We start from the raw sequence: 14,660 nt of genomic DNA, 5'->3' as shown, positions 1-14,660 counted from the left end.
TAATTGGCCGATCCGCTTCGCCAGGATGAGAAGCATGTTCCGAAATCGTTGAATCACACCAGCATGCCAAAGACGTCACAAAAAGGCGAAGCTTCCGGCCAATTACCAATTCCTAATTACCAATTCCTATTCATCACTGGAACGGGTGTGCCCGTCCTGTTAAGTTGACCCTCTTGACATTTTTTCCCTGAATTTGCTGTGCAGACTCGAAGACGAGGACGCCAGTCACCTGATTCGAAAGAGCTCCATGAACGCCACGATCGTGCTCCTCCCGGGCGATGGAATTGGACCGGAAGTTGTTGCCCAGGCTGAACTTGTTCTCAAACGCATCGCGGAAAAATTCGGCCACTCCTTCTCCTTCACCTCGCACGACATCGGCGGAATCGCCATCGACAAAACCGGCAATCCCCTGCCGGACGAAACCCTCGCCGCCTGCCGTGCAGCCGATGCGATTCTTCTCGGTGCCGTCGGCGGTCCGAAGTGGGACGACCCCAATGCGTCGACCCGCCCGGAAGTCGGTCTGCTCAAGATCCGTAAAGAACTGGGACTGTTCGCGAATCTGCGTCCAATCAAAGCCAACGCCGCTCTCGTTGATGCCTCTCCACTCAAGCGTCAGATCGTCGAAAACGTCGACATCCTCTTCATCCGGGAATTGACCGGCGGCCTCTACTTCGGCAAAGCCACCAAACTGACCAACGACGATGGCAGCGAAACCGCGATCAACGAGATGATCTATTCGACCCACGAAGTCGAACGCGTCGTCCGCGTCGCCGCCGATGCCGCGATGAAACGCAACAAACGACTCGTCTCCGTCGATAAAGCCAACGTCCTGGAAGTCTCTCGTCTGTGGCGGAAAACCGCGACTCGCGTGATCGAGAAAGAATATCCCGAGATCAAACTGGAACACATCCTCGTCGATGCGATGGCGATGCACCTGATTTCGCGTCCCGGCACATTCGACGTCGTCGTCACCGAAAACCTCTTCGGCGACATCCTCACTGACGAAGGCTCAATGCTGCCAGGCTCCATGGGACTCCTTCCCTCAGCGGCCCTGTCTTCCAGCGGCCCAGGCCTCTACGAGCCAATCCACGGTTCTGCTCCTGATATCGCTGGCAAAGGAATCGCGAATCCTCTGGCAACCATTCTGGCATCTGCCATGCTTCTGCGCCACTCGCTGAGTCTGGAAACGGAAGCCGCCGCGATTGAAGCCGCTGTCGATGGCGTTCTCGCCAACGGACACCGCACAAAAGACATCGCCGCAGGCGGTCCAAGTGTCTCAACAACCGAAATGGGCCAACTCGTCCTCGACGCCCTGGCCTGACCCTCTTAGGCGAGCGGGGGGTGTCAACCCAATCCCGTTCGGCACAGAATCTGTCTGACTTCTCCGTCCTGAAGGGACGATTTCTACCAGCCCAGGATGAAATCCTGGGTTGCCAAAACACTATCACCCTCTCCACCGACCCTATAGGGGTCGTTCACCGCGAGAATCCACCAAGCCCCAATCGTTGGCGAGAGGAACGATGGTGAATCCGCCCCTACAGGGCGGGCATATCCTCTCGAACCGTAACCCAGGGTTTCACCCTGGGCTGGTAGAAATCGTCCTTTCAGGACGGAGAGGTGGGCTTTGTGTGTATTCAATGCGTTAGGACATAGTATGCGGTTAAGCCAGGGGGTTCACACCCCCCGCTCGCCTTTCAAGCAGTTCAATCCGAGACGTCAAGAGGTGAGTTGTCGCTGACAGGAAACTTTCCCTGTTGGCAAATCTTCACCTGTTTTCGCGATATCCCTCTGCAGAAGTTCTCATACAATAGTGTGAACTGATCGGTGTCATCCTGTGTCGGACGAGATGGACCGATTGCTTGCATACCGCAAGGGTCATTTTTGAATCTGGAAAGAAGATCTCTTTGTCACAACCCAAACGCGAACAGCTCAAAGTTTCGGAGAAGCGTGGATTTCTCGTCGCCGTCGTACCGCCCCGCCATCCGATTTCAGCAGCTCGTTGCCTGGAAGAGTTGGAAGGTCTCGCGAAGACCGCAGGCGTGACCGTTGTCGGGCGACTTTCACAGACTCGCGATACACCAGATACCGCGACCTATCTGGGACAAGGCAAAGTCACCGAACTCAAATCGCTGATTAACGAGACAAAAGCGGACATCGTCATTTTTGACAACGCCCTTTCTCCCTCTCAAGGCAAGAACCTCGAAAAGGAACTGAACTCGGTCGTCGTCGATCGCAGTGAAGTCATTCTCGACATCTTCGCCACCCATGCCCGCAGCCAGGAGTCGATGCTGCAGGTCGAACTGGCACAACTCCTTTATATGCGTCCTCGTTTGAAACGCATGTGGACCCACCTGGAGCGGATCGACGGGGGAATTGGCAGTAGTCGTGGTCCGGGGGAAAAGCAGCTCGAAACAGACCGACGACTCGTCGATAAACGCATCACCGAGTTGAAGAAACGCCTGGAAGAGGTCGAAAAACGTCGCGAACGGGAAGTCGCCTCGCGTCGTGAACAACCTCGCGTCTCGCTCGTTGGCTATACCAACGCCGGCAAGAGTACGCTCATGAACACGCTGACAAATGCAGATGTTTATGTCGCAGATAAACTGTTCGCCACGCTGGATACACGGACCCGTCGCTGGAAAATTCCTCACTTCGGCGACATCCTCCTGAGCGATACCGTCGGATTCGTCCGCGACCTCCCCCACCACCTCGTGGCATCGTTCAAATCGACACTGGAAGAAGCACGTCACGCCGAATTGCTCCTCCATCTGGTCGATGCGAGCGACCCGCTGGCGGTTCATCACGTCGATACGGTCAATGACGTTCTCCAGGAAATCGGAGCAGGCGATATCCCGCGACTTCTCGTCATCAATAAACTTGATGCCGTCGAGGATCGTTCGATTGTCGAGTTGCTTCGCTCCCGTCATCCGGGCTCGATTTCCATCAGCGCCAAAAGCGGGACCGGACTGCAAGAGCTGTCAATCTACGTCGCCAATCATCTGGGCAACGGGATGGTCGAAGCCGACGTCGTCGCCTCTGCCGAAAACAGCGCCGCCAAAGCGTATCTGGACTATCATGCGGACCTGCGAGAAATGACCTTGCAGGGGAATGATCTCATCTATCGCTGCGGAATTTATCGTCGCATGATCCCTGGCTTGATCGCCAGACAAACAACCGTCCACGTTGATCCGGATCATGTCTTCGAGGCGGGAAATCTCGCAGAAAGTGACGCGTCGTCAAATTCTGTCGGCTCGGAGACAGAAGTTGATTTTCACTCAGATGATGCGTCAGATCCTCAATCCGATATCTCTCATCTTGAAAAACCCGTGTCAAGCGTGTAGGTTTGATCGGTATCTCCATGCTTTGCGAAGAAAAAGCCTCGGTCGAGCCTGTCTTCGTTCTGCCCTCTTCAGAACTTGGCACACTTAAGGTACACACATGCCAGCACGCATTTCCCGTCGCCTGCCTCGGCCGTTTCGCGGCTTTACGTTGATCGAACTCCTCGTTGTCATCGCGATTATCGGTGTTCTTGTTGCCCTGTTGATGCCCGCTGTCCAGCAGGCTCGCGAGTCAGCCAGACGCACCGAGTGCATGAACAATTTGAAACAAATCGGCCTGGCCTGCCACAATTATCTCGACGGCTTTCGGACCTTCCCTTCCGGCTACGTTTATCACAACGATGACCTGGACGGCGACGGAATTCCAGATGCCCAGGATACCGATGCCAACGGCAACGGAACCCTGGATACCGACGAAGGGTTCGTTCCTCCTGTCTTCACCAACCCTGCCCCACGCGTAATCGGCTTCACCGAGCCAGCCACGATTCCTTCTCTGGTCCGTAACAGCGGAGCTGGTGGAACCACCGGACAAGACGTCGAAACGATCGTTGAACTCAACGAATGGCTGTACTCCCCTTACTGGGGCTGGCAGTCATTGATCCTCCCGCAAATGGATGCCGCCACAACAGGCGTCAACTTCGGAGAAGATCGCTTCAGTGCCAACAACCTCGCTGCCTCACAGTCACTCATCAAGCCCTATACCTGCCCGACATCAGGCCTGCCATCGTCTCGTCCCAACGGCTTCGGCTACACGAACTATCGCGGTAACATGGGTTTCCGAAACATCAACCTGGCATCCGATCACGTTGATCCGACCGACATCAACAGCCCGCTCCTTCCTGTGACTAACGGGATGCTCTTCGAGAACAGCGCCATTCGCGACGGTGATATCAGTGACGGAATGTCCAACACCATTCTCGCCGGCGAAACGGCATTCGGTATCTGGAGCGAAGGGAACAGCTGCTGTGCCCGACCACGCCTGGATCAACCCCTGTTTGACGGCTGGTGGCCCGATCCAAACAGCGGCGTTCGTGACTCCAACGGCAACGGCATTACCGATGGCCAATACTTCGGCTTCGGCAGCCAGCATAAAGACCTGTCTAACTTTGTCTTCGCCGACGGCTCTGTGCACAAGATCGCCAAGAACATCGACCAGTCGACCCTGTTCTCACTGTGCACCCGCAACCGTGGCGAGCGTATCAATCAGGAGTTCTAAGACTCTGTCCGAAAAATGGTCTTCCAAGTTCCAACACAAGCACCGACAACGTCGGGAGGGCGAACCTCCGTGTGAGCCGCTCCTTTGCGTTGCGAAACTTCAACTGTGAGCTGGACTTCGATGGCCTCGACGAGTTCGAGGGACAGCGGCTCGGACGGAGCCTCGCCCTCCAGGGGAAGGCATCTTTGATGTTTTCAGCCAGCTTCTAAGACTCTTTGACCAATCCCGACTATCTTCAAGCGTCGTGTGAAGCCAACTTCACGCGACGCTTTTTTGTGTTGCTGGGAAGCTGTTTGGGAAATCTATGCAAAGCCTCCGAATCCTCAGACAAGATTCACCACGAAGGCTCAAAGGACACAAAGACTCACAAAGAAAACCAAAGATGGAGATCAGAATGAGGGCTACATCAAAGACTTGATGACTTTACCGCATCGGGATTGCAAATTTCCGTTCCCCCTTTGTGAACCTTCGTGTTCTTTGAGACTTGGTGGTGACGGCTTCTTTGTATTTGATTTTTCAAACATCCCCTAACTCATGATGCGATAGTTCAATTACGCACGCCCCCACGGGAACGAAATCACATCCGAAATCTGAGAACTGCCGATCAGCCACATCATCAGCCTGTCAAAGCCCAGCGCTACGCCGGTACACGCAGGAAAATGGGCGCGCTGGGCCTCAATGAGTCGTGAGGGTGCCCGAAGCGACTCTTTCCCCAGGCTGGTCCGCAGTGACTGCTGTGACTGCATGCGTGCATCAAGTTCGTCTGGATCAGTCAGTTCGTCATACCCGTTGCAGATTTCCAGCCCATTCAGATAAAGCTCGAACCGCAACGCAACACGCGGGTCGCTGGGTGATAGCCTCGCGAGCGCTGCCTGGCTGGCTGGATAGTCTGTGACATAGACCATCCCCTGATCGACAAGCGATGGCTCGACAATCCCAGACCAGATAAGATTCAACCAGTCATCCAACGGAGATTCATCCATACCTGCAGGGATCGAAATACCTTTCTCGATCAGGACATCGCGACAAGCCATCGGCGTGGTCTCAAGCGCATCGATTCCCGTCGCTTCACGAACCAGTTCCGAGTAAGTCACAAGCCGTGGCGATGAAAACACACGTGACGATCCCTGCCCGATTTCGGCAATGCTCGACTCAACCAGGCGACTGATGAACTTGATCTGATCCTCAATCGACCAGCCGAGCGCATACCACTCCAGCATCGAGAATTCAGGATTATGACGATCGCCTATCTCGCCCGCTCGAAAGGACCGCGTCAACTGATAGATGCTGGGAGCCCCTGCAGACAACAGACGCTTCATATGAGCTTCCGGCGATGTTTGCAGATAGGATCGCGAAGCACTGTCGAACGGGACTTCAATTGGATCCAGATGCGCATCAATGACTGATTCCGATGACAGGCAGGGCGTTTCCACTTCAATGAACCCTGCATCGTCAAATAAACGACGAATGCGCGAGCGCAGACGATGGCGCAACAGCAGGGCGTCGAGGGAAGCAGTCGGTTGCCAGTCGGACATATGGGGTGTTTCTCAAAGGGTTCGCAGGGGCAGGACGATTGTAATGAATGCGAAAATCTCTGTCGCGAGCACGGATGAGCCAGAAAACCCGGCAAAGAAGTCATTATTTGGCGAGATCGTGCTGATTGAACTGACTTCATTTCTAGTTTTTTACATATCGATGCTTTACGATGGGCGAAATGGTGGCACAGACATTCCTGTCTGTGTTTTGAATCTGAACAAATTCTGAACAGACAGGAATGTCTGTCCCACCGTCCAAATCAAACTCAATACCGCTCGCGACTCAGGAATCTCGTTCATGAAGCCGTCTGATTTCAAGTATGTCAATTACCTCTGGAATCCTGAAGTCGCCGGGAAGCTCGACCCCGTCGAGCGACTCGTCTATCGCTCGAACATCCTCGGCTCTGACCAGCGGATCACGAACACCGGCGGCGGCAATACCTCGTCCAAGGTATCTGGCAAAGATCCGCTGACAGGGGAAGACGTCGAAGTCCTCTGGGTCAAAGGCTCCGGCGGGGACCTGCGAACCTCGAAGAAAGACAACTTCGCGTCCCTGTACCAGAAGCAGCTGCTCAGCTTGATCCCCATCTACACCAACGATCCCAAACGCGGCCCAAAGACCGAAGCCGAAGATCGCATGGTCAGCTACTTCCCTCACACCACCTTCAACCTCAACCCGCGTGCTTCGTCGATTGATACGCCGCTGCACTCCTTCATCCCGCATGCTCACGTCGATCACATGCACCCGAACGCCGCGATCTCGGTCGCTGCATCGAAGAACTCCGTCAAGCTGACCAAGGAGATCTTCGGCGACGAAGTCATCCATACCCCCTGGCTGCGCCCGGGTTTCGAGCTCGGCCTGGCCATGAAGACGATCTGCGAAAAACATCCCCAGGCTAAGGGGATCATCATGGGCCAGCACGGCCTGATCAACTGGGCCGATGATGACCTCGAATGTTACAACCTGACCCTCTCGCTGATTGAAAAAGCCGCGGCTTACATCGAAAAACAATACGAAGCCAAAGGCGGTCACGCCAAAGCCTTCGGCGGTCAGAAATACAAGTCGCTCGATGAAGCAGGTCGCAAAGCCATCTTCATCCAGATCCTGCCATGGCTCCGCGGACAAGTCTCCACCAAACAACGCTTCGTCGGCACGGTACAGGACGACGACACGATCCGTCGCTTCGTGAATTCCAAAGATGCCCCGCGTCTTGCCGAACTTGGCACCAGCTGTCCCGATCACTTCCTGCGAACGAAGATCAAGCCGCTGTACGTCGATTGGGATCCAACCACCGGCGATATCGACCAACTCAAAAAACTGCTGACAACTGGCCTGGAGCAATACCGCAAAGATTACGCAGCTTACTACGAGAAGTGTAAGCATGCTGATTCCCCCGCCATGCGAGACCCAAACCCGACCGTCGTCCTGATCCCCGGGATCGGCATGATCGCATGGGGCAAGAACAAGAGCGAGTCTCGCGTTACTGCGGAGTTCTACAACTGCGCCGTCGAAGTCATGCGAGGCGCAGAAGCGATCGATGAATACATCGCCCTTCCCCTCCAGGAAGCCTTCGATATCGAGTACTGGCTGCTCGAAGAAGCCAAGCTCCAACGCATGCCCGCCGAGAAAGAACTCGATCGCCAGATCCATATCGTCATCGGCGCCGGTTCCGGCATCGGCAAAGAAACCGCGCATCGTCTGGCCAAAGAAGGCGCACACATCGTCTGCGTCGACCTGAACGGCGAAGCCGCCAAAGGAACCGCTGACGAACTCATCAAAAAATATGGCCAGGGCATCGGAGTCGCTGGCACCGGCATCAGCAATTGCGGCCCTGCCATCGGTCTGCAATGCGACATTACGAAACGGGAATCCATCCGTGCTATGCTCGATGAAGTCACCATGGCCTACGGCGGTTTCGATTCGATCGAAGTCACGGCAGGCATCTTCGTCCCCTCCGATACGACCGGCCACATCCCAGACGACAAGTGGGCCTTGACCTTCAACATCAACGTCACCGGCAGCTACCTCGTTGCCGACGAAGCCTACAAGACCTGGAAGCTGCAAGGCCTCAAAGGGAACCTCGTCCTCACGACATCTGCCAACGCCGTCGTCGCGAAGAAGGGCTCCGTCGCCTACGACACCTCGAAAGCCGCCGCCAATCACCTTGTTCGCGAACTCGCCATCGAACTCTCGCCCCTGGTCCGCGTCAACGGCGTCGCCCCGGCCACCGTCGTTCAAGGATCCGCGATGTTCCCCCGCGACCGCGTGATCGGCTCCCTGGCCAAGTACAACATTCCGTACACGGATGACGAAGCCACAGATTCGCTGGTCAGCAAACTCGCCCAGTTCTATGCCGACCGCACGTTGACAAAGGCCCCCATCACCCCCGCCGATCAAGCCGAAGCCTACTTCCTGCTCGTCTCAAACCGTCTGAGCAAAACCACCGGCCAGGTCATCACCGTCGACGGCGGCCTGCATGAGGCGTTCATGCGATAGTGATCGGACATTGGAAAATTAAAGTCGTCCGTGGAGAGGCTTGGAATCTTCACGGACGATTTCCATGCGTACTCTGACCGCATGACGCTCCGGCAAAACCGGATAACCGCACAGCATTGCCCAGGCTTGAACAAACTCGGCGCCAAGCAGAATGATCAGCGACGAGTAGTAGACCCAGATCATCAGCATCGCCAGAGCACTGGCTCTGCCGTAAGACGTATTGAGCCGTTCTTCGCTGACGACGTACGCAATCAGAAACTTCCCGATGAAAAACAGAACGGCCGTAAAGACGGCGCCGTAAACAGCGTGTCGCGTCTTGACTCGCACATCGGGGACATACTTGAACAGCCCGACCAGGACGAGCACGAACAGGCTCATCGTCAACATGTTCTGCATCAGATACGCGGCGTTCTGCGACAACCATTCCGGAATCAGCAGCGCGAGCAGGCGAGTCGTTTCGCTGGTCAGGGTTTCCAGAACAATCGCGACCAGCATAATAAGAATCAACGCCATCACCATCGAAACCGCAACCAGCCGTTGCAGCAGAGTCGATAAGAATCCATTCGCATCAGGATCAGCCTGAACTCCCCAGACACGGTTCAGCGACGCATGCAGCTGGAGAAACATCCCCAGCGCCCCAATGATCACACCCACGATCCCGACAAACGCCCCCGTCATCGTCGCCGACCGGCTGTCCGCTGTCTCCAAAAACGGCTTCACCCCATCCGCGATCTCCGAACCAACTGCGTTGGACAATTGCGCTTCGACCGATTCGGTGATGATTTCCGCCGGCACGATTGTCCCGACCATCCAGATGATCAAAGCCGTCAACGGCGGCAGCGAAAAAATCGTCGCGAACGAAAGAGCAGCCGCGTTGCTCGTGCAGTCATCCGCAAAAAAACTGTTGATGACCTGACGGACAAACGGCCAGAACGGCGGGACGGCGCGCAGACCGACCGGCGTCGCTAGGTCACTCTGGACAGAAACGGGTGGTTCTTTCATATCGACTTTCATGTCCTGACAGAGGAGCAAACCCGGTTCCCGGTTGCGACAGAAGTTCTCTCCAGAGGCCCCTGCTCCTTTGATTTCGGTCTCGACATGATAGAATTTTCGCATGTCGATTGAGACATCTAATACGTGGGAACTGACAAGTCTCGTCCCACTTTTGCGTTCTTCTCCAGACTTCCTGCAGCTGCTCGAGACGCTCGCTCAACACAAGAGTGCAGCCATCGACGGAGCATGGGGATCGTCTTGCGCGCTTGCGTCAGCCGCTCTTTCGACGGGCTGTCCCGGCACACTTCTGGTTGTCCTGCCAAGACCATCGGATGTCGATGATTATGCCATGGACGTCCAGGCGTTTCTCGATGTCGAGCCCGCGATCTTCCCATCATGGGAGACGCTGCCGGACGAACACTCGCTGGCAGATGTCGTTTTCGGCCAGCGACTGCGCTGCCTAAAAAATCTCGAGTCCGCAGCCCCGCCGAAGATCGTTGTGACCTCGCTGCCAGCCTTGATGCAGCCCGTCCCATCTCGCAAGATTCGAGACGCTTCTGTCCGTACATTCCGCGTCGGCGATGAAATCGACCTCGAAGACATCACCGCCTGGATGGTCGGAAAAGGCTTCACTCGCGTGAGCGCCATCGAAGAACCGGGCGAATTCGCCATTCACGGGGGGATTCTGGATGTCTATTCCCCCGATGCCATCAACCCTGTTCGGATTGAACTGTTTGGCGATGAGATCGAGTCGATCCGCATCTTCGACCTCGCCAGCCAGCGCAAACTCAAAGATCTCGATGAAACGAAACTAAGCGTCCTTAAGCCGATCAAGTTCATCCAGGATGACGGCCAGCCCGTCTCAGAAGACATCGCCGCCAGCTTGATTGAATCACTCCCCAAAGGCAGCTGGGTGGCTCTATCTGATCTGGCAGAGCTTGTCGAAGAAGGCAAACGCTACCTCGAACGTCTTGGAAACCCAGTCGGCTTCTTCACGCCTCGTTCCACCCTCGGCAAATGTGCGACATTCCCATCGGTCACCATCACCGCGATCGGGATGTCGTCGGTCGAGCGTGAATTCCGACTGCGAACCGAGGCCATCGAGAAGTTCGCAGGAGCCAAGCACAAGGTCCTCTCAGAACTCGCGCAGATCCTCACGCCCGAAGAACAAGTCCTCCTTGCCTGCCACAACGAAGGAGAACGCCAGCGTCTCAACGAGTTGTTCCAGGAACATCAGCCAGAACTTCTCAAACAAACAAACTTCGTGATCGGGGTCGTTTCCAAAGGCTTCCGCCTGATGGAGCAGAAGATCCTGGTCATCTCCGACCACGAACTGTTTGACCGACGAGAAGTTCGCGCTGGATCGAAGAAAGCCAAGATCGAAACACGGGCGATCGACAGCTTCCTCGAACTCAACGAAGGCGATTACGTCGTCCACATCAGCCACGGCATCGCTCGATTTGCCGGCATGGATCTGATCGAAAAAGATGGAGTCGCAGAAGATCACCTGATCCTCGAGTTCGCAGAAGGCATGCGCGTCTTCGTCCCGACGACGCTCATTCACCTGGTGCAGAAATACGTCGGCGCAGCAGCGGTCGCACCGAAACTGTCCAAGCTCGGCACCGCCACCTGGGCGAACAAGAAACAAAAAGTCGCCAAAGCCATCGCCGACATGGCGTCCGACATGATCGAGATGCAGGCGAAGCGGGAATCGATGCCCGGGCACCCGTTCCCCGCTGATTCGGACTGGGTGAAAGAATTCGAAGCCGCCTTCCCGTACGAGGAAACCGCCGACCAGCTGACAGCGATCGAAGAAATCCGCAGCGACATGCAGCGCCCCCGCGCGATGGACCGACTCATCTGCGGCGACGTCGGTTACGGCAAAACAGAAGTCGCGATGCGAGCAGCCTTTCGCGCCATCGATGCCGGTAAACAGGTCGCCGTCCTCGTCCCGACAACCGTCCTCGCCGAGCAGCATTACCGGACATTCTCCGAGCGAATGGCCGAGTATCCGTACAACATTGAAGTCATCTCCCGCTTCAAGACACGCAAAGAACAACTGGCTACCTTGGAAGGACTCGATGCCGGTTCGGTCGATCTCGTCATCGGGACACACCGTCTCGTTCAGAAAGATGTCTTCTTCAAAGACCTGGGCCTGGTCATCATCGACGAAGAGCAACGCTTCGGCGTCGAAGCCAAGGACATGCTCAAAAAGCTGCGCCTGGAAGTCGACGTACTGACCCTCTCCGCGACCCCGATTCCCCGCACGCTGCACCTGTCCCTGCTCGGCGTACGAGATATCTCCAATCTGCTGACTCCCCCGCAGGAACGTCAGGCCGTCGAGACGCGCGTCTGTCGTTGGGATGACCATCTCATTCGTCAGGCGTTCATTCGTGAACTGAACCGCGGCGGGCAAATTTACTTTGTCCACAACCGCGTTTACGACATCGAATCACTGACCGACAAGCTGAACGCCATTGTTCCCGAAGCATCGTTCGCCATCGTTCACGGACAGATGAATGAAGACGAACTCGAAGTCAACATGCGGGCCTTCGTCACCGGCGAATGTGACGTTCTCGTCGCGACAACGATCATCGAATCCGGCCTCGATATCCCCAACGCCAATACGATCTTCATCCACCAGGCCGAGAACTATGGGCTGGCAGATCTTCACCAGCTACGCGGTCGCGTCGGACGTTATAAACATCGCGCGTATTGCTATCTGCTGGTCGAAGAAGGCAAGGTTCTCACCTCGGTCGCAGCCAAGCGATTGAAAGCCATCGAAGAGTTCTCGCATCTCGGGGCGGGCTTCCAGATCTCGATGCGCGACCTCGAAATCCGTGGTGCAGGGAACATTCTGGGGACTGAACAATCCGGCCATATCTCGCAAGTCGGGTATGAGCTTTACTGCCAATTGTTGGAAAACTCAGTTCGCAAGCTGAAAAAGCAACCGTTGAGGGAACATCCCCACGTCCACGTCGACCTGCCAGTCTCCGCCTACCTCCCCGGAAAATACATCCCCCCCGGACGCCCCAAGATCGAGCTTTACCGCAAGTTTTCAGCCGTAGGCAATCTTGCCCAGATTATCGAACTCAAAGCTGAGATCGAAGACCGCTTCGGCCCGCTTCCTTCCGAAGTCCTTTCCATGCTGGAACTTAAGGAAATCGAAATCTACGCCCGCCAGTGGAAAATCGACACGCTTCGTCTCGAAGATGACTTCGTCGTCATGACTTATAAAGATATTGGCGCCATCAAGCACCTGGAAAAGCGGAATTCCAAAGTCAAGGTGGTTAACGAGCATCAGGCCTATCTTGATCGTAAAAATTACCAAACGATCGCCTCGCTGATTGATTTCCTGAAAGCCGTGTTGCGTTAGTCGAATTGGCTATCGTATAACGCCACGCAAATAGACAGGCGCATCGCGCCGCTACGTCTTCTCAAAACACCTCCCCTTCCGCACCTTCTCACTCCTACGCGGTCACCTCCACATGCCACGTCCAACCATATCACTCAAGACTCTCCGTCTGCGAACGCTGCTGCGTCGCGCCGGGTGGTCGTTGATGGTCTCGGGAACGGCACTGGCAGTGCATGGATGCGGCAGCTTCAAATCGGTTGAGATGGATAACCCTGTGGTCGGCCCCCCGCCGCCGCGAGTTTCTGCCGAAGACATCGCCGTCGACCAGAAAAACTACGCCCGACTGAACCCGGAAGTCTCCATTACGAATTCCGGCGTCAAGCTCGTGCGTTACGACGAGAAATCAAAAGCAATCCCGGAAAGGTCGCCTTTCGAAGACGCCGAGATCATCGCGACCGTCAACGGCAAGCCCATCATGGCGTCCGATATCCTGGAACGCTATGGCACGAAGCTAGACATCCTCAAAGTCCAGGCACCCGATAAGTATGTCGAGATCCGCAATCAGCTCCTCAAGAAGGATCTGCCCAATCATATCGAGCGGTCACTTCTGGCAGGGACACTCAAAGAGTCTCTGAAAAAAGAGCAGATGGAGCAGGTGAAAACCCAGCTCGATAAAGCCTTCGAAGAACAGGTCCAGGACATGGTCAAAAAGGCCAACGTCTCGGGACCAGAAGAACTCGAACACATTCTGCGCGAACAGGGAACATCGCTGGCAAGCCTGCGAGATGCCTTCGGAAGCCAGCAAATGGCTTTCCAGTATCTGGCTCTCCATGCCAAAGAACCCAAAGTCTACAGTCGTTCCGAACTGCTCGAATATTACAACGCACACATTGAAGAGTACCGTTATCCCGCGCAAGTCAAATACCGCGAAATGGTCATCTATCATCACAATAACGGCGGACAGAATGGTGCCGCCGACAAGATGAAACTGGCCGTGACGGAGCTCAAAAACGGTACCAAGTTCGCCGACGTTGCCAAGAAGTTTTCCGAAGGTTCGACAGCTCAGAACGGTGGCTTCTGTGACTGGACACGACTGGAAAGCTTAGGCGATGACAACCTGCGTGGCGCACTGATCAATACACCTCTCGGCGAGATCAGCGAAGTTCTCGTCGGGACGACCTCTTTCCAGGTCGTTGAAGTCATGGAACGAAAAGAAGCCGGCGTTCATCCGTTTGAAGAAATGCAAACGAAGATCGAAAAGAAGCTCGGCGAAGAATCACGACGTCAACTCACAGAAAAGGTCCTGGCTGATCTCAAAGCCACGGCGGTCATCGAAACGATCTTTGATAACGAAACACCGCCCGCAAAACCTTGATCCCCGATCCATCACATCCCCTCGACGAGTCTATCGTCGCACTTCCATACAATTCCTGTCTGAGCAGAACTTACAAATCTTTGTGTCGTGGACCCGACGGGTGCAAGGACACATTGACCATCTGCCAGACATGGCATATTGATCACTCCCTGACTGTGGATTCCACAGACATATTCCTTCACATCACCTCCTGAAACCAGTTGGAATGACTTCGGTCAGTCGACCAGTTTCAGTTCGATTTCCTGACAAGTTCGTTCTCTTCGGAGGGTGAGCAAGTCACGGTCCTTAACACCTCTGAATGCATTGATTTCCTTCGGATGTGATCGCGCGTCAGCGTGATCTCCATCGTGC

8 protein-coding genes are annotated in these 14,660 nt (G+C 55.3%); 6 read left to right on the top strand and 2 right to left on the bottom strand.

What is annotated here, in order from left to right; genetic code table 11:
* Nucleotides 1–247 precede the first annotated feature (247 nt).
* The 3 genes from leuB (at nucleotide 248) to SH248x_RS21060 (ending at nucleotide 4,554) form a co-directional block, all read left to right on the top strand.
* Nucleotides 248–1,321, top strand: a complete 1,074-nt coding sequence (gene leuB, locus SH248x_RS21070) for a 3-isopropylmalate dehydrogenase (protein WP_459556303.1) — start codon at nucleotides 248–250, stop codon at nucleotides 1,319–1,321.
* Between the two features lie 583 nt (nucleotides 1,322–1,904).
* Nucleotides 1,905–3,341, top strand: coding sequence for an HflX GTPase family protein (hflX, locus tag SH248x_RS21065; protein WP_459556302.1), 1,437 nt, complete (start codon nucleotides 1,905–1,907; stop codon nucleotides 3,339–3,341).
* 97 nt (nucleotides 3,342–3,438) lie between these two features.
* The gene (locus SH248x_RS21060) at nucleotides 3,439–4,554 is read left to right on the top strand and encodes a DUF1559 family PulG-like putative transporter (RefSeq protein WP_459556301.1); all 1,116 of its coding nucleotides are present in this window, start codon (nucleotides 3,439–3,441) and stop codon (nucleotides 4,552–4,554) included.
* A gap of 551 nt (nucleotides 4,555–5,105) precedes the next feature.
* Here the strand turns inward: SH248x_RS21060 and epmA are convergent.
* On the bottom strand, nucleotides 5,106–6,089 hold the full coding sequence (gene epmA / locus SH248x_RS21055; protein ID WP_459556300.1) for an EF-P lysine aminoacylase GenX: 984 nt from the start codon (nucleotides 6,087–6,089) through the stop codon (nucleotides 5,106–5,108).
* Between the two features lie 298 nt (nucleotides 6,090–6,387).
* Between epmA and SH248x_RS21050 the strand changes: the two genes are divergently transcribed.
* A complete protein-coding gene (locus SH248x_RS21050; RefSeq protein ID WP_459556299.1) occupies nucleotides 6,388–8,586 on the top strand; it encodes a bifunctional rhamnulose-1-phosphate aldolase/short-chain dehydrogenase in 2,199 nt (732 codons plus the stop codon).
* Nucleotides 8,587–8,604: 18 nt separating this feature from the next.
* Here the strand turns inward: SH248x_RS21050 and SH248x_RS21045 are convergent, their stop codons facing one another.
* Nucleotides 8,605–9,702 carry a YihY/virulence factor BrkB family protein gene (locus tag SH248x_RS21045; protein WP_459556298.1) on the bottom strand — a complete coding sequence of 366 codons (1,098 nt, stop codon included), beginning with the start codon at nucleotides 9,700–9,702 and terminating at the stop codon, nucleotides 8,605–8,607.
* On the opposite strand from SH248x_RS21045, the gene mfd reads away from it, so the two are divergent.
* Both mfd and SH248x_RS21035 read left to right on the top strand, forming a co-directional pair.
* Nucleotides 9,701–12,955: a transcription-repair coupling factor gene (gene mfd, locus SH248x_RS21040; RefSeq protein WP_459556297.1), complete on the top strand. Its 3,255-nt coding sequence runs from the start codon at nucleotides 9,701–9,703 to the stop codon at nucleotides 12,953–12,955. The two genes, SH248x_RS21045 and mfd, sit on opposite strands and share 2 nt — an antisense overlap.
* 112 nt (nucleotides 12,956–13,067) lie before the next feature.
* Nucleotides 13,068–14,309, top strand: coding sequence for a peptidylprolyl isomerase (locus SH248x_RS21035; RefSeq protein WP_459556296.1), 1,242 nt, complete (start codon nucleotides 13,068–13,070; stop codon nucleotides 14,307–14,309).
* Nucleotides 14,310–14,660: the final 351 nt, after the last annotated feature.

Origin of the sequence: Lacunimicrobium album (genome assembly GCF_052161635.1) — a bacterium.
Lineage (GTDB): Bacteria > Planctomycetota > Planctomycetia > Planctomycetales > Planctomycetaceae > SXPC01.
The sequence above is the reverse complement of the archived record's forward strand: the minus strand, read 5'-3'. Positions and strand labels throughout refer to the sequence as shown.

Bases quoted from the DNA above. Each gene is read 5' to 3' on its own strand.
- leuB (WP_459556303.1), top strand. From the start codon at position 248: ATGAACGCCACGATCGTGCTCCTCCCGGGCGATGGAATTGGACCGGAA.
- SH248x_RS21035 (WP_459556296.1), top strand. From the start codon at position 13,068: ATGCCACGTCCAACCATATCACTCAAGACTCTCCGTCTGCGAACGCTG.
- SH248x_RS21045 (WP_459556298.1), bottom strand. From the start codon at position 9,702: ATGCGAAAATTCTATCATGTCGAGACCGAAATCAAAGGAGCAGGGGCC.
- SH248x_RS21060 (WP_459556301.1), top strand. From the start codon at position 3,439: ATGCCAGCACGCATTTCCCGTCGCCTGCCTCGGCCGTTTCGCGGCTTT.
- mfd (WP_459556297.1), top strand. From the start codon at position 9,701: ATGTCGATTGAGACATCTAATACGTGGGAACTGACAAGTCTCGTCCCA.
- SH248x_RS21050 (WP_459556299.1), top strand. From the start codon at position 6,388: ATGAAGCCGTCTGATTTCAAGTATGTCAATTACCTCTGGAATCCTGAA.
- epmA (WP_459556300.1), bottom strand. From the start codon at position 6,089: ATGTCCGACTGGCAACCGACTGCTTCCCTCGACGCCCTGCTGTTGCGC.